The organism is Flavobacterium sp. MR2016-29 (assembly GCF_015350695.1).
Taxonomy (GTDB): domain Bacteria; phylum Bacteroidota; class Bacteroidia; order Flavobacteriales; family Flavobacteriaceae; genus Flavobacterium.
Window position 1 is genome coordinate 88,208 of sequence record NZ_JADKPU010000002.1, and the last position, 20,155, is coordinate 108,362.

Below are 20,155 nucleotides of genomic sequence, written 5' to 3' on the forward strand. Positions count from 1 at the left end.
TTTCTTTGCGACTCGGCTTCTTTGCGTGATTAAATACAAACAGCTTTGCGTCAAATTTTATACGCAACATTTAAATGAACTTAAATCACTTATATGGTGAGGAAAAAAATCAAATCAAACAAATAACAAAACTCGTTTTATCTTCATCGGTTTGATAGCTTAGATAACCGCCGTGCGCTTCTATAATATTTTTTGAAAGCGTTAAGCCAATTCCCGCGCCGTCTTTTCTAGTGGTAAAAAATGGAAGAAATACTTTGTCCCGAATTTCCGGATCGATTCCTTTTCCGTTATCAGAGAGCGTGATAAAAAAGCGATTGTTTTCTGTATAGCTGGAAAGAATCAGTTTCTTTTCTGTTTTATCTTTTAAAGCGTGAATACTATTGGTAATCAAATTTATAATTACCTGTTCCATTTGGTTTTTATCTATTAAAATAGAACGCGAACTATTAATTTCATTCATCAATTCGATGCCTTCAGCTTTCAAAATCGGATTCATAATGCGCAAACAATCTTCAAACAATCCGTTAATGGGCGTCATCTGCTTATTTGGTGTCGGCAACATGGCCAGTTTTCTGTAATTTTCAACAAAAACCTGCAAATGGTCGCTTCTGTTTATAATCGTAGAAATACTGCTTTTAATGTCATCAAAATCATCTTCTTCGAGTTTTTCCTGATCGACAATTTGGAGTAAGTTCTGCGAAAGCGCACGAATTGGCGTTAAAGAATTCATTAATTCATGCGAAATAATTTTCATCAAATTAATCCAGGCTTCTTTTTCTTTTTTCTCAATAACGCGCTGAATACTATCTAATAAAATAATAAAATATTCTTTGTTATAGGTTTTTGTAAGCGAAGTCTGCAACATAAAAGTCTGCAAATCCTGCTCTTCGATTTTAATAGAAATTGCCGATTTTAACTCGGTAAAACCAACAGTTTCAATTTCGGCACAAAGCGAAGGCAAATAATTTTTAAGGTATTTCCATTGACTGACTTTTGGCACTTTAAACAAAGTCGAAAAACAATCGTTCATCAAAAAAATATCCCAATCCTCATTTTCTCTTTCTAGGATTAAAGTGGCGGTATCAATACTGTTCAAAATCGATTTATAAACTAATTCTTTTGAAGTTTGTTCTTGTTGCTGTACTTTTAAAGTTTCGTACAAAAGGTATAAATTTTCAAAATGGCCTTTTTTGTTCTCCTCTGGAAAATTGGATGAAAAATCATTTTTTAAAATAGAAAGCAAAGTTCTGTCGTAAAAAAGCAGTCGGTTTTTAACATAAAAATACATTTCTGACAACAATATAACGACAAAAACACCAACTACAAGAGCGTTATAATAAAACATATTATAAATTAGAAAAACGCAAAAGAAAAAGAGAATCATAATAAATAAGACTCTCACAAATAAGGCGTTATAGAACTTCCAGTTTTTCATTTTGTTTTTTTTATTGTCAAAGTTTACAAGATTAAAATTTTTAGTTCCTGTAATCTTTCGGAGATTGGGCAGATTGTAAATTAAAAATCATTTTTATCTGCAAGAAAAAAATTAACCTATATTTTTTAAATCGTATTTCTCAATTCTTCTGTATAAGGCTGCTCTTGACAAACCGAGTTCTTCAGCTGTTTTACTAATGTTTCCGTGATGTTTGAATAATGCCTTTTCGATAGCATTTTTTTCCATTTCAGATAACGCATTGTCATCATTTTCCTGAACATCGTCAAATGCTAAAATATCTAAATCGTGAACTGAAATGGTATTATTATCGGCTAAGATTAAAGCACGTTCGATCTTATTTTCCATTTCGCGAATATTTCCTTTCCATGGATATTTTTCTAAATATGGTGCAGCATTCTCTTCAAAATGCCATGCCGAAGCTTCGGGACCATGATTGTATTTTTGGGCAATCTGATCGAGAATAAAATTGGCCATAGGAACAATATCATCTTTTCGTTCGCGTAGTGATGGAAGATGAATTTCCATCGTATTAATTCGGTACAGCAAATCTTCGCGGAAAGTTTTGTTTTTTACCTCCGCTTTAATATCAATATTTGTTGCCGCAATTATGCGGACATTTAAAGGCCGAGGTTTGCTTTCGCCCAAACGCGTAACGGTTTTAGTCTGTAAAACATGTAATAATTTTGATTGCAGATGAAACGGAATATTACCAATTTCATCTAAAAAAATAGTTCCGTTCTGGGCCATTTCGAACCTTCCGGGCGTATCTGTTTTTGCATCTGTAAAAGCGCCTTTTGCATATCCAAAAAGTTCGCTTTCGAATAAATTATCACTTAATGATCCCAAATCTACATGTACAAAAGGTTCGTCTTTTCGTTGTGAATTTTGGTGAATGAATTCGGCAAAAACATATTTTCCTGTTCCATTTTCACCTAAAATCAAAACATTTGCATCCGTTTTAGCCACTCTTTCGGCAATAGAATACGCGTGTTTTATTTTTTGAGAAGTACCAACAAAATACCTTTTTTCTGCTTTTTCAACTACTGTTTTTTTGCTGTTTTTTCGGCTTTCGGCGACAGCCTTATCAATTGTTTCCAGTAGTTTTTCGTTGTGCCAAGGTTTTAAAACATAATCAAAAGCACCTATTTTTATACCTTCGACAGCGGTATCAATTTTGCCAAAAGCAGTCATTAAAATAACTACTGTCTGTGGCGAAAGTGTCTTTATTTCTTTAAGCCAATGAATTCCTTCGCGTCCGTCTTCAAAACCAATTCGGTAATTCATGTCTAGCAAAACCACATTTATTTCATTTTCGCTCAAAAGTGAAATGATTTTTTTAGGGCTGTTTGTGGTAAAAATGGTTTCAAAATGTTTTTTGAGAATCATTTTTGCCGAAAAAAGAATTTCTTCCTGATCGTCAACAATTAATATTTGGGCTTGTTTTTTTCGCATGCTGTCTTTTTTTGTCCGCTTTTGAACGGTCAACTGTTCATTATCGAACAGTCCTTTTTTGGATTCGTTTTTAAAGTTTCTTTAAAATCAATGCTTTACAAATAACAAATTTATTGGCACAGTATTTACCTATTGGTAATCAGTAAATTATTTAAAAAATGGACACGATAATTCCTCGTAAAAATAGAAAATTTAGATATCTGACAATAGCAATTGCTGTTTTTTTAGTTTTGGGCGCCATCATCTTTTTTTCTTTTAATACCAAAAGAAGTCTGAATGTTAAGGCAGAAGAGATAACGGTTCAGAAAATTGAGAAAGCCTTTTTTGAAGATTTCGTTGTTTTTCAAGCCAAAGTCGAACCACTGAACGTAATGCTTGTAAATGTTACAGAAGGAGGATCTGTAAAAGAGATATTTGTAGAAAATGGCGCAATGGTAACCAAAGGGCAATCACTTGCACGTTTGTACAACCCAAATACAGAGTTGAATTATCTAACTCAGGAAACGGCTATTATTGAGCAGATTAATAATTTGAACAGCGGAAAACTAAACATTAGAAATCAAGAGCTGAATTTAAACAAAGACTTGGTTTTGATCGAACACGATTATAATGATGCCAAAAGATTATACGATATGAATTCGAAATTGTTTGAAAAAGAGGTGATTTCTAAAAATGACTGGAATACTTTTAAGGAAAGCCTGCGTTTTCAGGAAGAAAGAAAAAGAACCATTCAGCAAAGTATTCAAAAAGAAAAACAATCGAATCAAGTACAGATTTCTCAAATCAACCGTTCTATCCAGACCATGGAAAAAAGTTTGGATATTTTGAGAAACAACAAAAAGAACTTTTTGATCACTGCTCCAGAATCTGGCCGATTAACTTCATTCGAACCAGTTTTAGGAAAAACATTTCAAGCAGGAGAAAGCATAGGAAAAATTGACTCCAAACAAGGATACAAATTGACTGCTGATGTTGATGAGTTTTATTTAGAAAAGGTTCGCGAAGGCTTAAAAGGGCAAGTAGAATTTAAAGGAAAAACACTTGAAGTTTTAGTAACCAAAGTAATTCCGGAGGTAAAAAGTGGTCATTTTACTGTAGAATTGGCTTTTACCTCTAAAGAACAAATCGTTTTGCAAGACGGACTTAGTTTTGGCGTAAAGCTGATTTTATCGGAGAAAAATAAAACCCTAGTAGTTTCTAAAGGAAGCTTTAATCAAGAAACGGCAGGAAAATGGATTTTTGTAGTAAAAGGAAATAAAGCAGAAAGAAGAAACATAAAACTAGGAAGAGAAAATCCTTCTTATTATGAAATTCTAGAAGGCTTAAAAGAAGGAGAATCTGTTATAACATCATCTTACACAGATTATAAAGATGTTGAGGAATTATCGATTAATTTTCAGTAACAGTTCTCAGTTCTCAGTTTACAGTCACATTTTACATTTTACATCTTACATTTTACATCTTACATTTTACAATTCACAATTAAAAAAAGTTTCAATCATCAATCAAAAAACATTTTAACAACATTTAATTCCAAAACAATATGATAACAATTCAAAATTTAACCAAAGTTTTTAGAACGGAAGAAGTAGAAACATCAGCGTTAAGCGGTATTTCTTTAGAAATTAAAAAAGGTGATTTTTTAACTATCATGGGACCTTCAGGTTGCGGAAAATCTACTTTATTAAACATTATTGGCCTTTTAGACAGTGCTACTGATGGAAGTTACAAATTATTAGACCAAGAAATGATTAGTCTAAAAGAAAAAGGAAGAGCTCAGGTTCGCAAAGAAAATATCGGATTCATTTTTCAGAATTTCAATTTGATCGACGAACTAAATGTTTATGACAATATCGAACTGCCTTTGCTTTACAACAATGTAAAAGCATCAGACAGAAAACAAAAAATTGAGGCTATTGCTGAAAAATTAAATATCTCGCACCGTTTAAAACATTATCCACAGCAGCTTTCTGGAGGACAACAGCAGAGAGTTGCCGTTGCCAGAGCTTTGGTTAATGATCCAAAGATCATTTTAGCCGATGAACCAACCGGAAACCTGGACAGTAAAAATGGTAATGAAGTAATGGAACTTTTAACTGATCTGCACGCAAAAGGCGCGACAATTTTAATGGTGACTCACTCTGATTATGATGCTTCGTTTTCGCAAAGAACGATTCATATGAAAGATGGCGTTATATTTTCTGAAAAACTAAATCAGAGAAATGTTGATGTTTTTATGGACGCTAAATAATTTCAAAATGATAAAATTTATTATAACCGCAATCACAATCCTAATTGGATTTGTTTGCAAAATATTAGCAATGATCTAAAAATCTGTTAGGTACAGAAACCTTTTAGATCTTATTAAAAAAACTAACAATTATAAAAAAATACACCATGATTTTTAACTGGTTTAAAATATTTGTTTATCATTTAAAGCAAAATAAACTGTTTTCGTTTTTAAATGTATTAGGATTAAGCATTGGCGTTGCCGGAGTAATTTTTGCAATTTTATACTGGAACAACGAAAACGCCTACGATCAATGGAATCCTGAAAAAGAGAATGTATATCAATCGCTGAATAAAATTGGTACAACTGGCGATACTTGGGCTACCAATTCAATTCCGTTTGGAGAAACCTGCAAGGCCACGATTCCTGAAATCGAGACTATTTCTTTCTTCAATAATTGGTACAATGAAGCGCCTATAAAATATCAGAATCAAAAAGTAATGGATAAAAAAATTACTGTTTCTGACAATGGCTTTTTTGATGTCTTCCCGTTCCCGATTATAAAAGGAGCTAAAACTAACATTTTAAAGGAGAAAAATAGCGTTGCCTTATCTGAAGAAGCTGCAAAATTGCTTTTTAAAGACGAAGATCCAATTGGTAAATCAATCAACTACAATAGTAAATTTTACATTGTCAAGTCGGTTTATCGCTTAATTCGACCATCGTCTATCGAACCAAATTACGTTTTTGGCGACGTTAAACGCGAACAGGATCAAAACAGCTGGGGAAATTTTAATTATGCCATGATGATTAAAATTAAAAAAAATGCCGATGCTGTAGCAGTTTTAAAGAAAATGCAAAATGTAGATTTTGTCAACAGAACCTTAAAAGATGCCAAAGAAAACGGACAAACTGCAGAAGAATATATTAAAGAAAACGGACAAACGACTGTAATAATAGACCAACTTAAGACGGCCCGTCTATATGGTACAAAATCGTCGGGAGGACGCAATTTTCCAGAAGGAAGAGGTAATTTGCAATTGCTTTATATCATGGTTGGATTGTCCATTCTAATTTTAGCCCTTTCTCTGGTTAATTACATCAATCTGGCGACGGCCTCTGCTATCAAACGCGCTAAAGAAGTTGGTGTACGCAAAATTGTAGGTGCTACTAAAAAACAAATTATTGCTCAGTTTATATTTGAAACAGCCATAATTGTCATTTTAGCTATCATCTTTGCATTAGCAATTGTAGAGCTTTCAATACCGTATTACAACAACTTTTTGAAAAAGAACCTGACTATGAATGGCGGTGAATTTTACCTGCAGCTTATTTTTATATTTGGATTAGTGATCGTTCTTGCGGGTATTTTTCCTGCTATTTATATTTCAAATTTTGAAACTTTAAAAGTTTTAAAAGGTAATTTCTCAAGAAGCAAAAGCGGTATCTGGATTCGAAATTCGATGTTGATTTTTCAGTTTGGAATTGCTGCATTTTTTATAATTGGTGCGTTAATTGTAAACTCACAGGTTAATTATATGATGAATAAAGACCTTGGTTTTAGTGGTGATCAGATTATTAGAATTCCTTATAACCTAACTGATTTCCGTACGAAAACAGCTAAATATCAAGTTGCAAAACAAGAAATTGGTAAAATTGCAGGAGTAAAAGGAGTGACAACTTTTGCCGGAAGTTTTGGAAACAGCACCAACTCAAGCTCAGGATTTACACACAATAGTATTTTTGTACAGCCTCGAAATGTAGAAATGGATTTTGGTTTTCTTGAAATGATGAAAATTAAAATTGTACAGGGTCGTGATTTGTCGCCTAAGTTTGCTTCAGACACTATAGACAACTGGTTAATAAACGAAACGCTTGCTAAAAAATTAAACCTAAAAAACCCAATTAATACAATTATCACATCAGGTTGGGGAAATGAAAAAGGAAACATGAAATTTAAAATAGTAGGAGTTGTAAAAGATTTTCACATTACCGGTTTGCAGGATAAAGTGCCTCCAATGGTTTTCATCAACCTTAAAACTTTAAAATGGAATAACTTTGACAATATTTATGTTAAGGTTTCTCCAAACAATTTAAGTGAAACATTGGCCGGTTTAAAAGCGTACTGGGAGAAAAATGTAAATCCGGATTATCCTTTTGATTATGAATTTGTAAATAAAGGTTTTGCCAAGACATATCAGGAACAGGTAAAACAAAAAGACTTGTTTTTTATCTTGAATCTAGTTGTAATAATTATCGCTATATTTGGACTGTTTGCTTTAGCCTCTTTCTCTATGGAAAGACGTTTGAAAGAAATAGCTATCAGAAAAACATTAGGTGCCGAAACTGATATTTTATTGAAAGAATTATCAAAACAATATATCATTTTCTGTTTTATGGGATTTGCAGTCGGAATTATTCCAGCTTATATCCTATTGCAAAAATGGCTTGAAGATTTTGCTTTCAGAATCAATATTTCAGTTATTCCGTTTAGTGTCGCTTTAGTTTCTTTATTGGTTCTGACACTGCTTATAGTGCTGGCAAAAGCCTATCAGGTAACTAAAATTGATGTTTTAAAATATTTAAAATACGAATAAGCTTGTAGACCATTTTTTTTGAAGAAACCCGCGATTACCGAAGCTTCAGTAGTGGCGGGTTTCTCTTTTATAAATAATTGTCGTGTGTGTATTATTGCATGGCAACTGAATCAGAAAACAGTAATTTATCTAAACGCTGATCTCTTTCATAAACATCTTTATAAAAACCTATTTCACCATTTTCATTTACCCAAGCTGTAAAATAACCTATAAATATTGGCACTTTATTTTTAAGTATACAAGGCGTTTCTTTTTCACCGCTCATAGATTCGTCAATTTTAGATTTTGACCATTCTTGATCTTCTTCTAACATAGCAACTGCTAATCCTTTTGCATCTTTAATATTAATACATCCGTGGCTGAAAGTACGTTTTTCAAAATCAAATAAACTTTTTGCTGGAGTATCGTGAAGATATATATCATTAGGATTTGGGAATAAGAATTTTACTAAGCCTAAAGAATTTTTAGGTCCTGGTTTTTGTCTCACTGCTCCATCATTCCACTCCATATTATTTTCTGCCAAATAATTTTCATCGGCAGCCATTTTTTGTTTCAATTCATTATTGACAATACTTGCCGGAACATTCCAATATGGGCTAAATACAATTCGATCAATGTTACCGCTAAAAATAAAAGTCTCTGTCAATCTTGATCCCACAAAAACGTCAGATGTCAATCTGTTTTTTCCATTTTTTATATAATTCAATCTGTAAGCTGGAATATTAACCATTACATATTCAGCTGCCTGACCCAATTTTGCAGGAATCCATCTGCAGCGTTCCATATTCAGCATTATTGTTTTTATGCTGTTTTCGATTGGTTCATTCATTTGGTTAATATGCTCTAATGTAAGAGTATAGTTTAATTTAAGACCGTATCTTTTTTTATAATTTAAAACTCCTGCCATCATTTCTTCATCATAGACATTTCTTTTTGAATCTTGTTTTAAATCACCAATAACAAACAAGCGTTCTCTAATTTGTTTTACGGCAACTGACGAATCAAAAGGTTTTAAATCTTTATAATTTTCAGTATCGATATCAATTCTTTTCCAAAGATTGTTTTTCTCAATGTCACGATATTTTTTCAACATCGCCTGAAGTTTATAATATTGAGTGTTTAAAAGATTAGTATCTTTATTAATTTGAACCGGATTAGTGGCAAGTGAATCTAAAACAGTGTCGTAAGAAACATTTTTAGAAGGCAAAACCCATTCTATTTTTTTCAGCGTTTCTGCATCAACACCAGAATTGTTTGAATAAAAGAAATACATGCTTGAAAGCAAAAGTTCTCCCTCCGTTTTAGAAAGTTTATTTGAAGCTTTATCATCAAAAGCACTTTCAATAACATTCATATAAGCCATATTCGCTTTAATTCCCTGTTCGTTTAAAACACTGACTTTTTGATATAACAAAATTCCATATTCATTAATCGCTGCATCATCGTACCAAATAGAGTTGTATTCTCTTTTTTGATAAAGATCTGAAACCTCATTTTGATATTTTTTTAATTTGGTATACTTTTTAAAAAATTTGTCAATCAACACGCTGTCGAGAGCAACTGCAGAGAACCCTATTTTATTTACTAAAGTACTCTCAACTTCAATTTCATTTGTTTTTACTTTACTTTCATTCGCAATAGAATTAAAAGAAAAAGTTGTAAAACTCACCACAATACTCAAGGTTAAAAAGATAAAACGTTGCATTTTTTTGTTTTTTAATTATTTAGTACAAAATTACTTTTGCAGGTTTATAAAATTATTTATGCATTTTTCAAAATGCTTTAAATCAGAAATTTAGGGTAGTCAAATTTACTTCAGAGGCACGCAAAACTTATTATCATATTACTTTGTAATCTATTAAAATTCGCACGTGGGAATGTTGAAACATCTCGATGTTCTGATTTAAGATTGAAAACCAGCAGGTCTAAAAAACAAGAGTATCATTTTGAATAATTTAGATATCAATAAATACGATTCAAAAAGAGAAGAAATCCAAACATAATCAGTTATCTTTGCAGTCTGAAATGAGTTTAAATTAACATAGTTCTTTAACAACGTTTCATCAATAGAAAAATACCTTATTAAAATGAAATTAGACAGAAAAGAAATTCTTAAAGCTTTAGAAACTATTACTATAGCTGGAGAAGGAAAAAATATGGTTGAAAGTGGTGCTGTTGCCAATGTCCTTACTTTCGGAGACGAAGTTGTAGTAGATTTAGTACTGCATACACCAGCAATGCACATTAAAAAAAGAGCTGAAGATGATATCAAAAAAACGATTCACGAATTGATATCTGCTGATGCAAAAATTAAAGTAAACATTAAGGTAGAAACTCCTGAGAAAAACGAAATTAAAGGTCGTGCAATTCCAGGAATCAAAAATATTATTGCTGTTGCTTCTGGTAAAGGAGGAGTAGGAAAATCAACTGTAACAGCAAATCTTGCTGTTACATTGGCAAAAATGGGTTTTGCTGTTGGCGTTTTAGATGCTGATATATACGGGCCTTCGATGCCAATTATGTTTGATGTCGAAAACGAAAAGCCGGTTTCAATTACTGTTGACGGAAAGTCTAAAATGAAACCAATTGAAAGTTATGAAATCAAAATACTTTCTATCGGTTTCTTTACGGCACCAAGTCAAGCTGTAATCTGGAGAGGTCCAATGGCTGCTAAAGCTTTAAACCAAATGATTTTTGATGCAGATTGGGGAGAATTAGATTTTATGCTAATCGATTTGCCTCCGGGAACTGGAGACATACACCTTTCGATCATGCAATCGCTGCCAATAACTGGAGCAGTAGTCGTAAGTACTCCTCAGGCTGTGGCACTTGCTGATGCAAAAAAAGGAGTTGCCATGTTTATGCAAGACAATATTAATGTTCCTGTTTTGGGAATTATTGAAAATATGGCGTACTTTACACCTGAAGAATTGCCTGATAATAAATATTATATCTTTGGAAAAGAGGGTGCTAAAAACCTTGCTGAAGATTTGAATGTTCCATTTTTAGGAGAAGTTCCAATTGTACAATCAATTCGTGAAGCCGGAGATTACGGTCGTCCAGCTGCTTTACAAACAGCTTCTGCAATCGAAACTGTTTTTGAAGAAATTACTAGAAATGTAGTACAAGAAACTGTAAATAGAAACGATAGTCTACCTGCAACAGAAGCTATTAAAATTACGACAATGGCAGGTTGTTCAGCAGTAAAAAAATAATTAGATAATTGAGATAAGACTAATGAGATAATTTGATAATTAGATAATGAGATAATTTTTACTTCAAAGTGAATTTTTTACTTATCTAATTGACTAATTTTCTAATTGATAAAATATTATGACAACAGAAGAATTAACTAGCAATGTATTACTTGCATTAGACGAAATCAGACCTTTTTTAAATTCTGATGGAGGCGATATTACACTTATCTCTATAGATGATGATAAGCATGTTAAAGTTCGTCTCGAAGGAGCGTGCATAAGCTGCAGTGTAAACCAAATGACTCTAAAAGCTGGAGTTGAAACAACAATAAAAAAATATGCTCCACAGATTGAAACTGTGGTAAACATTATGTAAAAGAAATGTTCTTCTCATTTTAGACCTTTAGATTATTAACAAGAATAATAGCTCTTTTGCTTGTTTGTTTTAAAAATCTTAAGAAAAATGTTCAGAATAAGCGTAAACATTGAAGATTTAACAAAAAAGGATATAAAGTTTTAAGAGTTTAAGTTAAGGAATTATTATATAATTAGCCTAAATTTGTAAAATAACCCTTTAATCCTAAATTATGAAGAACTATTACGCTCTATTTTTACTGCTGTTTTTCGTGTCAGCCAATTACGCACAGCAAACACAGACTCTTATTGTTGATAAAGCTTGGGTAAGTGAATCAGAAGAATGGTCCGATTTTGAATATTCAGGACAAATTGTTTTTAACACTACTGCAAATAGTGAAGAAGGCACTTTAAGAATTGGAAATTATGATTTCTTATATGATTTTGCCGAAGGAAAAGCAAAATTTTCAAACAAGGCAACTTATAGTACAGCTGAATTTACACATCCAAGAAAACTTTCTGCGACTACAGATAAACAAGGAGTTGTTAATTCAACTTACGAAGGAACATTAATCTTTCAGGCCAATAAAGATTATTATTCTGTTATTGCTGTTGTTACGTTGTTAGAAAAAGGAGGCAACATACTTGGTGTAAAAATGCACCTGAAAGAAAACAAAAGAAAAGAATTCGCATTTAGCATAAAACCAACCAGTTAATAAAAACAAGGGTTTTTTCACGTTATTAAATCCTAACCCATAAAATTCCAAATAATTAAAATGGATGTATTAATAAAGATTAAGGATCGAGAAGGAGTTATACACGAATTACAGGCTCCAACTGATATGGCAATGAATATAATGGAGTTATGCAAAGCATACGAACTTCCTGTTGAAGGAACCTGTGGCGGAATGGCCATGTGTGCCTCTTGCCAGTGTTATGTTCTGAATGACGTTGCATTACCAGAAATGGGAGATGAAGAAGAAGCCATGCTTTCGGAAGCATTTTATGTTAAATCTAATAGTCGTTTAGGCTGTCAGATTCCAATTACTACAGAATTAGAAGGACTGGAATTAGAACTGGCTCCGGAATATTAAAAATAAAAAAAGCGAGAATTTAAAAGTTCTCGCTTTTTTTATATCCTATAATTAATACTCTTTTTTAATCAAATTATCCAACGAAAACGCTCTTAATAACTTATCCAAATATTTTCCTCTACTGCTTAATTCTCGCTGATAAGGCGCAAAATTACTTGTCGCTTTATTAAATTCGGCGTTGAGTTTTTCGAGCTCAATTTTTTCATCATTTGATAAAGACGCTGATTTCTTTTCTATGAAATCCAAAATTCTCTTTATGGCAATTTCCTTTTCAATAATGTCATTTTCATTATTATTCAAAGTGCAGATTCCGTAGATTCCCTGGCAGAAATAATTCCATTCTTCCTCAAGAGCAATATTTGCTTTTTGTTCATTTAGCTTCCCGTTTTCCTCAAAAACATTTCCATATGCAAATGTTTTGTAAGCATGGTTTTTCAAATTTGTCAACAAATTTTCCTTGAATGTCATTTTGAAACTTTCAGGATTCAGATTCTCATTATCTTTTATAAGCTGTAAAACACTTGGATGAAAATACTTTCTTTCAATAGTAACTTTAAAACTGTCATTTAAGGAAGAACGAATTGTAATATCTGAATTTATACTATATGAAGCCTCCGGAATAAGTTTATTTTCAATTAACTCATTCAGCTTTTCTGAAGAGATATTTGCTTCTCTAATTACTTCTTCAAACTCAATATAATTCGTTGCTATATATTCTAGGTCTATATGTTTCATTTCTTTAAGTCAAATTCAAATCAAATATACCATAAAAAAGTGCATAAAAACTGTAATTCCATTACTGCATCTTCGAAAGCTTAATTCTTTAAAACTACCCTATCGTATCATTATTATGTCTTTTAAGACTAGCCTTGTTTATAAGTACAAAATACTTTTGCAAAATTTTAAAGAGAATTTATTTCTCTAGCTAATCCATAATATCTTAAATAAAATGAACAAATTCCTAAACTACATCAGTATTACCTTAATGGCTGTCGCCTTATTCTCGTGCAATAAAAATGAATGGACACCAGAAAAAGAAACCGAATTCAAAAAAGCTTTTAAAGACAGTTTACAAAGCGCAGGAAAAGGTATATTCTCTGAAGATCAGATCGTTTATGTTTCTGATTGTGTTCTTGAGAAAATGAAAAGTAAAAATTTAAAACCGAATGACGCGCAAACACCCGAAACTTCGATAATGGTTATGCACATGGGAAAAGAATGTGCACAAGAATCATTCGTAAAATGCAAAACGCTATCTAAATCTGAAGTAAAAAATAGCTGGGATTCAAATACTGAAGAAAAATATAAAGCAATTTTAAAAGATGGTTTTGTTCGTACTGGTCTAAGCAACGAAAAAGCTTCTTTTATTGCAGATTGTGCTATTTCTAAATTGAAAGAACAAAATATCGGCCCTGCAGATTTACAAGATCCAAAAAATGGTGATTTGGTTCAAAAAATTGGAAAGAATTGCGCAGAAGAATTAATGAAAAAGAAATAGGTTTAACTCAATTAAAATCAAAAAAGCCGTAATTACATTTCTGCAATTACGGCTTTTTCTTTATAACAATTTTCTTTAATCTCTAATTATACTAAACCAGCTTTAATCAAATATTCAGCTATTTGAATAGTGTTTGTTGCAGCACCTTTTCTTAGGTTATCAGCAACAATCCACATGTTTAGGGTATTTGGCTGGCTTTCGTCACGACGAATTCTTCCAACAAAAACATCATTTTTACCTTCTGCGTATAATGGCATTGGATAAGTAAAGGTATCTAAATTATCTTGCACCACCACTCCATCTGTATGGTGTAGAATTTCGCGAACTTCATTTACATCAAAATCATTTGTAAACTCAACATTCACAGCTTCGCTATGTCCGCCTACAACTGGCACACGAACTGCAGTAGCTGTAACTCTAATCGTGTTATCACCTAGAATTTTTTGAGTTTCACGAACTAATTTCATTTCTTCTTTAGTGTATCCGTTTTCTTCAAAACTGTCACATTGTGGAATTGCATTTCTGTGAATTGGATATTTATAAGCCATTTCTCCCTGAATTCCAGCATATTCGTTTTCTAACTGTCTAACCGCCTTTACACCAGTTCCAGTAATTGACTGATAAGTAGAAACAATAATTCTTTTGATATTGTATTTTCTGTGCAAAGGAGCCAATGTCAAGACCATCTGAATAGTTGAACAGTTTGGATTTGCAATAATTTTATCAGCACTTGTAAGAGTATCAGCATTGATTTCTGGAACGATTAATTTTTTAGTCGGATCCATTCTCCACGCAGATGAGTTATCAATAACTGTTGTTCCGGCTGCAGCAAATTTTGGAGCCCATTCTAATGACGTATCACCGCCCGCTGAGAAAACCGCAATATCAGCTTTTAAATCAACTGCTGTTTGTAACCCAACTACTTTATATTTTTGACCTTTAAATTCAATTTCTTTTCCTACTGATTTTTCAGAAGCAACAGGAATCAACTCTGTTACAGGGAAATTTCTTTCCGCTAAAACTTTAAGCATTATCTCGCCAACCATACCAGTGGCACCTACAACCGCTATTCTCATTTTTATATTTTTAGTATGAATTAATCTAAATTACTCTGCAAAAGTATACATAATAAAAATCAAAACAAGACGATTCACAAAAAATAACAAAATGTTACAAAACAAACAAAAATAAAAAAAACCGCCTCATTCAAGAAGCGGTTAAGTTAGACTTAGTGCAGCGGTATATTATATTATTGTTTATTTTTTAAAAGATCTCTAATCTGGATCAATAATTCTTCCTGTGTTGGTCCTGCCGGCGCAGCAGGTGGCGGCACTTCTTTCTTTTTAAGATTGTTTATTCCTTTAATGATTAAGAACAAAACAAAAGCCACAATTATAAAGTTAATTACAGCCGAAATAAATAAGCCATATTTAACACCTCCAAAAGCGGTAAGATCTTCGATTTTTGATAAGTGAGCAGCATCTAATGCCGGCTTCAATATCAATGGTGTAATTACATTCTCAATTAATGAGGTTACAATTTTACCAAAAGCAGCTCCAATAATTACACCGACAGCCAAATCGACTACGTTGCCTTTCATTGCAAATTCCTTAAATTCCGAAAGTATACTCATAATTGTTTCTTTTAGATTAAATTTATTTTATCGAAAATAAGAAATTTTCTCTATAATTTCTAAAGAATTACCTAAAAAATACCCGTTTTACTCGTTGTGAGATACTCGTCATAATTTCATACGGAATGGTTTTTAGCGCCTCGGCCATTTCAATTACCGTTGGGCTTTCGCCGAAAATAATTACTGAATCACCTTCTTTACAATCAATATTACTGACATCAACCATCAGCATATCCATACAAACACTTCCTACGATAAAAGCTTTCTTATTTTTAATCGTTACAAAACCAACCTGATTCCCCCATAATCTCGATATTCCATCCGCATAACCAATTGGAATTGTCGCAATTTTAGTTTCTTTTTCAGCGATAAACCTTCGTCCATAACCCACACTGTCTCCAGACGGAATTGTACGAACCTGCGAAATTATTGATTTTAATGTTCCAACATTTTCCAAATATTTTTGCTCCAATGGATCATTCGAAACTCCATATAAACCAATTCCTAAACGCACCATATTATATTGTGCGCTCGGAAAATTACTAATTCCAGATGTATTTAAAATATGACGAATCGGATTAATATTTAACTCAGAGATTAGTTTTGAAGATAATTTTTCAAATAGATTAATCTGAGAAATTACAAAATCATAATGATTCAAATCATCACTTGTAGCCAAATGCGACAAAACACTTTTTACCTTAACCGTCGTATTGTCTCTTAAAGTTTTAATTAATTCTTCAATTGTATTTTCTTCAAAACCCAAACGATGCATTCCGGTATCAAGTTTAATATGAATCGGAAAATCTTTCAGATTCTTTTCTCTCGCAATTTTCAAAAAGGCATTTAATCCTTTTATACTGTAAATTTCCGGTTCTAATTGGTATTGAATAATAGAAGGAAAACTTGTCGATTCTGGATTCAGCACCATAATAGGCAATTTTATTCCGCCATTTTTCAGCAAGATTCCTTCATCGGCGAAAGCCACACCCAAATAATCTACTTTATGATGTTCGAGTAATTTTGCAATTTCCAAACCTCCATTTCCGTATCCAAAAGCTTTCACCATAACCATGATTTTTACATCATTGGCCAATTTTGATTTGTAGTAATTTAAATTATGACTTATAGAATCTAAGTTGATTTCGAGAACGGTTTCATGTGTTTTTTCTTCAAGCAAAGCAACAATTTCTTCAAACTGAAATGACCTTGCTCCTTTTATCAAAATTGTCTCGTTATTAAAATTTAAGCTTTCTATTTGGCTTATAAATTCGGCAGTATTCTGAAACATTATACTGTTCGAAAATTTAGCTTTGAAAGAAGAAATAGTAGCTCCAATACCTATTATGCGGTTTATTTTATTATCAGAAATTAACTGTGCCACCTTAGAATACAATTCTTCATTTGAAAAGCCACTCTGAAAAATATCCGACAAAATCACGGTTTTAGTGGCATTCTTTTTCTGCTGGCTTTCCAGAAAATCCAGAGCAATTTTAAGTGATTGAAAATCAGAACTGTAACTGTCATCAATAATACTGCAATTGTTGATTCCGTTCTTCACTTCTAAACGCATTTGTACCGGATACAACATTTGTACACGATTTTGAATCGTCGCAAAATCATATTTAAAATGAAGCAAAACCATCAAACACGAAATAGCATTTTCTACCGAAGCCGAATCGCTAAACGGAATTTCTAAACTAAAAATCTCCTCTTTATATTGATATTGAATAGTCGTTGTTTCATTTTTAGTTTCTTTATTCAGAATAAAAACATCTGCAGATTCATCTGTAAAACTCCATGAAAAAAGTTTGCGCGGATGCATCATATATTCTGCTGTAAACTGAGACAAACAGGAGTTGACAACTTCGTTTTTTTGATAGATAATTATCGGGCAATCTTTAAACAAAAGTATTTTTTCATCAATCTTTTGTACTAAATTTAAAAACCCTTCGTCATGTGCACTTCCAATGTTAGTAAGCACGCCTATGGTAGGTTTTATGATTTTTTCAAGCTTGTCCATTTCATTAACCGTCGAAATTCCAGCCTCAAAAATTCCTAAATTATGTTTTTCATTTATTGCAATTACAGATAGTGGTACTCCCACTTGAGAGTTATAGCTTTTTGGACTTCTGATAATATTATAATCTGGGCTGAGCAAAAAGTTAAGCCATTCTTTTACAATCGTTTTGCCATTGCTTCCGGTCAAGCCGATGATAGGAAAATCGAATAAATTACGATAATAGCTAGCAAATTGCTGCAAGGCATTCAAAGTGTTTTTAACGACTAAAAAATTAGCTTTTCCCTTAGCATTTTCAGGAATGTATTGAACGACAAAGTTTTGAACTCCTTTTTCAATCAGTTCATCAATATACAAATGAGCATCATTATTAACACCAGACAGGGCAATAAACAAAGTTTTTGATCCGTTTTGCAATGAACGGCTGTCGATCGAAATATGATCTACAAAAATATCAGTGTTAGAGCCAATCCATTCGGCATTAAGAACCGAGATAAGGCTTTTTAAATTTATGCTCATTTAGAATTTCTTTTTGTCAAATTTAAAAAAAGGTTTGCCAAGAATTGCACAAATTTTCACTAATTAATTTTTATTCATTATAGATTGAACTCAAAAATATTTGCCCTCAATTAAACAGTTCTCACAGATTAAAAAAAAAAATTAATTTGTGCCAAGAAAACTGAAATTCGTGGCAAAAAAATAATTCATTATATTTGTTGAATACCACAAAATAAAGCGTTTTGAAAAAAATACTTCCCTTATTCTCCTATATCCTGCATCCGATTTTTATCTCGATGTATGCCACTTTATTTTATCTTTTTGTTAAAGAGGATGTTTTTACCAATCAAGAAAAATACTTTGTTTTATTTCAAATTCTGATTATTACGATTTTAGTTCCGGTGCTGTTTTTTCTTTTGCTAAAATCTACTGGGCATTTAAGTTCTGTAATGGTTCCGGAAACTTCTCAACGAAAAATCCCGCTCATTTTGCAGTGTTTTTTATATATTTTATTGGTAAAAAGAAGCATTATAATTAGCCGCTATCCTGAACTGCATTTTTTCTTTTTAGGAGCTTTATTCAGTACAATTTTAGCTTTGATCTGTTCTTTATTTAAGATAAAAGCAAGTCTTCATATGTTGGCAATCAGTAGTTTTGCCATTTTTGTAATTGGATTAAATGTTCATTTACAAATGAAAAATCCGTATTGGCCGGCGTTTTTAATTTTAATGACGGGTGTCGTGGCTTCATCTCGATTAGAAATGAATGCTCATACTGCAAAAGAAATCATGCTTGGCTTATTAATTGGCGTTCTGCCGCAAGTGCTGTTTTTGTATTTGTGGTTATAAAATGTAAAAAATCAATCCGATATTCATTGTAGTCACATCTAATTTTTCTCCAGAAACTGTTTTTACATCCTTAAACAACGGATTCAAACCATAATACATATACACATTCCAGGTATTATAACCTGCTGAAATATAAGCACCGTATTGAAATTTATTGATGTCTGGGTTATTTACAATTTTGTATGTTGTCTCGCCATCATTCAAAAGAGATTTGCTTGAAATCACATAACTTAGTTTTACACCGCCATAGATTCGCCAGAATTTATAACTGTCAAAAGTAGAATTTCTCCATCTAAACTCAATTGGCACATCTACTAAATATTGCCTGTATTTATTCGAGACAAACTCATTATAATCGTTTACACCATAAATTATGGCTCCCGCTTGATCTTTAGAAATCGTAATATTTTGAAAGAAATTCTGATAGCTTAATCCCAAACCTGTAGCAACAGCAACTGTTCTTTTTTTATTGATTGGCATATCGCGAAGAAAACCTGCAGAAAGTCCTGCAGAAAATTTATCTTGTTTAAGTCCTTTAGGAATCTGAGCCAAAAGATTATAGGTAACCGTAAAATAAAATTGATCTTCACGATACAACGAATCGATTTTTACAATCGGTTCTATTTTAGGTTTTGTTTCTTCTTGTGCGAACACATTAAAAAACGAAACTAAAAACAAACAACTAAAAAGTAATCGCATATCGTATTTTGGTTTTAAGGAGGTTTTCAAGTAAACGTTTTTTGGAGTTGATTTATTTCACTTACAAATATAATATAATGCCAGTTCAAGATTAGATTTGAAAGTAATTATTCTGTTTTTCATGACGAATAAAAGCATTCGTTGCATTTTTTTCAAGAAATGTGCAACAGAATCAAAAAAATGAATCAATTTTTCATTGCTCTTTTATACCTTTGCCAAGTATGAAAAGAAAGCAACTCATAATAAGTGTTTCTCTGGCCGTAACGGTATTGTTCTCAATATTGTTTCAGTCGATACACAGTTATGAGCACATTGTAAAACAGCTTTCAGAAAAACAATGTCATCACGATTATAATGATCCGAGCGGTGAAATAACGCATCAGCATCATAATTATGATCTTTGTTACGTTTGTAATTTTGTCTTTGGAAGTTATATTGTTCCTGAGAATTTTTCTTTTCAATTTTATACTTTTCATAGTGAAATTCCATATTTCATTGCTTTTTCAGAAAACATCAAGTCATTTTCTGGAAGCGCCTATTTATTGCGCGGACCACCAGCTGCTATAGTTTCTTAAATTT

Annotated in this window: 18 protein-coding genes; 10 read left to right on the top strand and 8 right to left on the bottom strand. The window is 32.2% G+C overall.

Annotation, left to right across the window (positions count from 1 at the left end; all coding sequences use genetic code 11):
* Positions 1-109: 109 nt before the first annotated feature.
* Together IR010_RS06340 and IR010_RS06345 are read right to left on the bottom strand one after the other, a co-directional pair.
* On the bottom strand, positions 110-1,435 hold the full coding sequence (locus IR010_RS06340; RefSeq protein WP_194567919.1) for a sensor histidine kinase: 1,326 nt from the start codon (positions 1,433-1,435) through the stop codon (positions 110-112).
* 111 nt (positions 1,436-1,546) lie between these two features.
* A complete protein-coding gene (locus tag IR010_RS06345; RefSeq protein WP_194602583.1) occupies positions 1,547-2,908 on the bottom strand; it encodes a sigma-54-dependent transcriptional regulator in 1,362 nt (453 codons plus the stop codon).
* A gap of 158 nt (positions 2,909-3,066) precedes the next feature.
* Here IR010_RS06345 and IR010_RS06350 point away from each other — a divergent pair, with 158 nt between their 5' ends.
* From IR010_RS06350 to IR010_RS06360, 3 genes are all read left to right on the top strand, one after another.
* Positions 3,067-4,311: an efflux RND transporter periplasmic adaptor subunit gene (locus IR010_RS06350; RefSeq protein WP_194602586.1), complete on the top strand. Its 1,245-nt coding sequence runs from the start codon at positions 3,067-3,069 to the stop codon at positions 4,309-4,311.
* Between the two features lie 140 nt (positions 4,312-4,451).
* Complete coding sequence (locus IR010_RS06355; RefSeq protein WP_029271653.1) at positions 4,452-5,159, top strand: ABC transporter ATP-binding protein; 708 nt, start codon at positions 4,452-4,454, stop codon at positions 5,157-5,159.
* 146 nt (positions 5,160-5,305) lie between these two features.
* Entirely contained in the window at positions 5,306-7,735 is a 2,430-nt protein-coding gene (locus IR010_RS06360) for an ABC transporter permease (RefSeq protein ID WP_194602589.1), read from the top strand.
* A gap of 91 nt (positions 7,736-7,826) precedes the next feature.
* On the opposite strand, the gene IR010_RS06365 is transcribed toward IR010_RS06360, so the two are convergent.
* Complete coding sequence (locus IR010_RS06365; protein WP_194602591.1) at positions 7,827-9,440, bottom strand: murein L,D-transpeptidase; 1,614 nt, start codon at positions 9,438-9,440, stop codon at positions 7,827-7,829.
* 382 nt (positions 9,441-9,822) lie between these two features.
* On the opposite strand from IR010_RS06365, the gene IR010_RS06370 reads away from it, so the two are divergent.
* The 4 genes from IR010_RS06370 to IR010_RS06385 all read left to right on the top strand — a co-directional run bounded on the left by IR010_RS06370 (position 9,823) and on the right by IR010_RS06385 (position 12,380).
* Positions 9,823-10,950, top strand: coding sequence for an Mrp/NBP35 family ATP-binding protein (locus IR010_RS06370; protein ID WP_029271649.1), 1,128 nt, complete (start codon positions 9,823-9,825; stop codon positions 10,948-10,950).
* A 118-nt stretch (positions 10,951-11,068) separates the two neighbouring features.
* Positions 11,069-11,308 carry a NifU family protein gene (locus IR010_RS06375; RefSeq protein ID WP_026982674.1) on the top strand — a complete coding sequence of 80 codons (240 nt, stop codon included), beginning with the start codon at positions 11,069-11,071 and terminating at the stop codon, positions 11,306-11,308.
* 211 nt (positions 11,309-11,519) lie between these two features.
* Entirely contained in the window at positions 11,520-12,002 is a 483-nt protein-coding gene (locus tag IR010_RS06380; protein ID WP_029271647.1) for a hypothetical protein, read from the top strand.
* 60 nt (positions 12,003-12,062) lie between these two features.
* Positions 12,063-12,380, top strand: a complete 318-nt coding sequence (locus tag IR010_RS06385; RefSeq protein WP_026982672.1) for a 2Fe-2S iron-sulfur cluster-binding protein — start codon at positions 12,063-12,065, stop codon at positions 12,378-12,380.
* A gap of 51 nt (positions 12,381-12,431) precedes the next feature.
* On the opposite strand, the gene IR010_RS06390 is transcribed toward IR010_RS06385, so the two are convergent.
* The gene (locus IR010_RS06390) at positions 12,432-13,115 is read right to left on the bottom strand and encodes a DUF6058 family natural product biosynthesis protein (protein ID WP_194567911.1); all 684 of its coding nucleotides are present in this window, start codon (positions 13,113-13,115) and stop codon (positions 12,432-12,434) included.
* 214 nt (positions 13,116-13,329) lie between these two features.
* Between IR010_RS06390 and IR010_RS06395 the strand changes: the two genes are divergently transcribed.
* Entirely contained in the window at positions 13,330-13,878 is a 549-nt protein-coding gene (locus IR010_RS06395; RefSeq protein ID WP_194602594.1) for a hypothetical protein, read from the top strand.
* A gap of 86 nt (positions 13,879-13,964) precedes the next feature.
* Here IR010_RS06395 and IR010_RS06400 read toward each other — a convergent pair whose 3' ends face one another.
* The 3 genes from IR010_RS06400 to IR010_RS06410 all read right to left on the bottom strand — a co-directional run bounded on the left by IR010_RS06400 (position 13,965) and on the right by IR010_RS06410 (position 18,050).
* Entirely contained in the window at positions 13,965-14,954 is a 990-nt protein-coding gene (locus IR010_RS06400; RefSeq protein WP_029271640.1) for an aspartate-semialdehyde dehydrogenase, read from the bottom strand.
* Positions 14,955-15,127: 173 nt separating this feature from the next.
* The gene (mscL, locus tag IR010_RS06405; protein ID WP_029271638.1) at positions 15,128-15,511 is read right to left on the bottom strand and encodes a large conductance mechanosensitive channel protein MscL; all 384 of its coding nucleotides are present in this window, start codon (positions 15,509-15,511) and stop codon (positions 15,128-15,130) included.
* Between the two features lie 67 nt (positions 15,512-15,578).
* Entirely contained in the window at positions 15,579-18,050 is a 2,472-nt protein-coding gene (locus IR010_RS06410; RefSeq protein WP_194602596.1) for a bifunctional UDP-N-acetylmuramoyl-tripeptide:D-alanyl-D-alanine ligase/alanine racemase, read from the bottom strand.
* A 221-nt stretch (positions 18,051-18,271) separates the two neighbouring features.
* On the opposite strand from IR010_RS06410, the gene IR010_RS06415 reads away from it, so the two are divergent.
* On the top strand, positions 18,272-18,877 hold the full coding sequence (locus IR010_RS06415) for a hypothetical protein (protein ID WP_029271636.1): 606 nt from the start codon (positions 18,272-18,274) through the stop codon (positions 18,875-18,877).
* Here the strand turns inward: IR010_RS06415 and IR010_RS06420 are convergent.
* A complete protein-coding gene (locus IR010_RS06420) occupies positions 18,872-19,606 on the bottom strand; it encodes a porin family protein (RefSeq protein WP_317174431.1) in 735 nt (244 codons plus the stop codon). The two genes, IR010_RS06415 and IR010_RS06420, sit on opposite strands and share 6 nt — an antisense overlap.
* Before the next feature lie 191 nt (positions 19,607-19,797).
* On the opposite strand from IR010_RS06420, the gene IR010_RS06425 reads away from it, so the two are divergent.
* Positions 19,798-20,151: a hypothetical protein gene (locus IR010_RS06425; RefSeq protein WP_029271634.1), complete on the top strand. Its 354-nt coding sequence runs from the start codon at positions 19,798-19,800 to the stop codon at positions 20,149-20,151.
* Positions 20,152-20,155: the final 4 nt, after the last annotated feature.

What these genes read in the sequence shown, in the direction of transcription:
- IR010_RS06340 (WP_194567919.1), bottom strand. Translation starts at nt 1,435, where the DNA reads ATGAAAAACTGGAAGTTCTATAACGCCTTATTTGTGAGAGTCTTATTT.
- IR010_RS06345 (WP_194602583.1), bottom strand. Translation starts at nt 2,908, where the DNA reads ATGCGAAAAAAACAAGCCCAAATATTAATTGTTGACGATCAGGAAGAA.
- IR010_RS06350 (WP_194602586.1), top strand. Translation starts at nt 3,067, where the DNA reads ATGGACACGATAATTCCTCGTAAAAATAGAAAATTTAGATATCTGACA.
- IR010_RS06355 (WP_029271653.1), top strand. Translation starts at nt 4,452, where the DNA reads ATGATAACAATTCAAAATTTAACCAAAGTTTTTAGAACGGAAGAAGTA.
- IR010_RS06360 (WP_194602589.1), top strand. Translation starts at nt 5,306, where the DNA reads ATGATTTTTAACTGGTTTAAAATATTTGTTTATCATTTAAAGCAAAAT.
- IR010_RS06365 (WP_194602591.1), bottom strand. Translation starts at nt 9,440, where the DNA reads ATGCAACGTTTTATCTTTTTAACCTTGAGTATTGTGGTGAGTTTTACA.
- IR010_RS06370 (WP_029271649.1), top strand. Translation starts at nt 9,823, where the DNA reads ATGAAATTAGACAGAAAAGAAATTCTTAAAGCTTTAGAAACTATTACT.
- IR010_RS06375 (WP_026982674.1), top strand. Translation starts at nt 11,069, where the DNA reads ATGACAACAGAAGAATTAACTAGCAATGTATTACTTGCATTAGACGAA.
- IR010_RS06380 (WP_029271647.1), top strand. Translation starts at nt 11,520, where the DNA reads ATGAAGAACTATTACGCTCTATTTTTACTGCTGTTTTTCGTGTCAGCC.
- IR010_RS06385 (WP_026982672.1), top strand. Translation starts at nt 12,063, where the DNA reads ATGGATGTATTAATAAAGATTAAGGATCGAGAAGGAGTTATACACGAA.
- IR010_RS06390 (WP_194567911.1), bottom strand. Translation starts at nt 13,115, where the DNA reads ATGAAACATATAGACCTAGAATATATAGCAACGAATTATATTGAGTTT.
- IR010_RS06395 (WP_194602594.1), top strand. Translation starts at nt 13,330, where the DNA reads ATGAACAAATTCCTAAACTACATCAGTATTACCTTAATGGCTGTCGCC.
- IR010_RS06400 (WP_029271640.1), bottom strand. Translation starts at nt 14,954, where the DNA reads ATGAGAATAGCGGTTGTAGGTGCCACTGGTATGGTTGGCGAGATAATG.
- mscL (WP_029271638.1), bottom strand. Translation starts at nt 15,511, where the DNA reads ATGAGTATACTTTCGGAATTTAAGGAATTTGCAATGAAAGGCAACGTA.
- IR010_RS06410 (WP_194602596.1), bottom strand. Translation starts at nt 18,050, where the DNA reads ATGAGCATAAATTTAAAAAGCCTTATCTCGGTTCTTAATGCCGAATGG.
- IR010_RS06425 (WP_029271634.1), top strand. Translation starts at nt 19,798, where the DNA reads ATGAAAAGAAAGCAACTCATAATAAGTGTTTCTCTGGCCGTAACGGTA.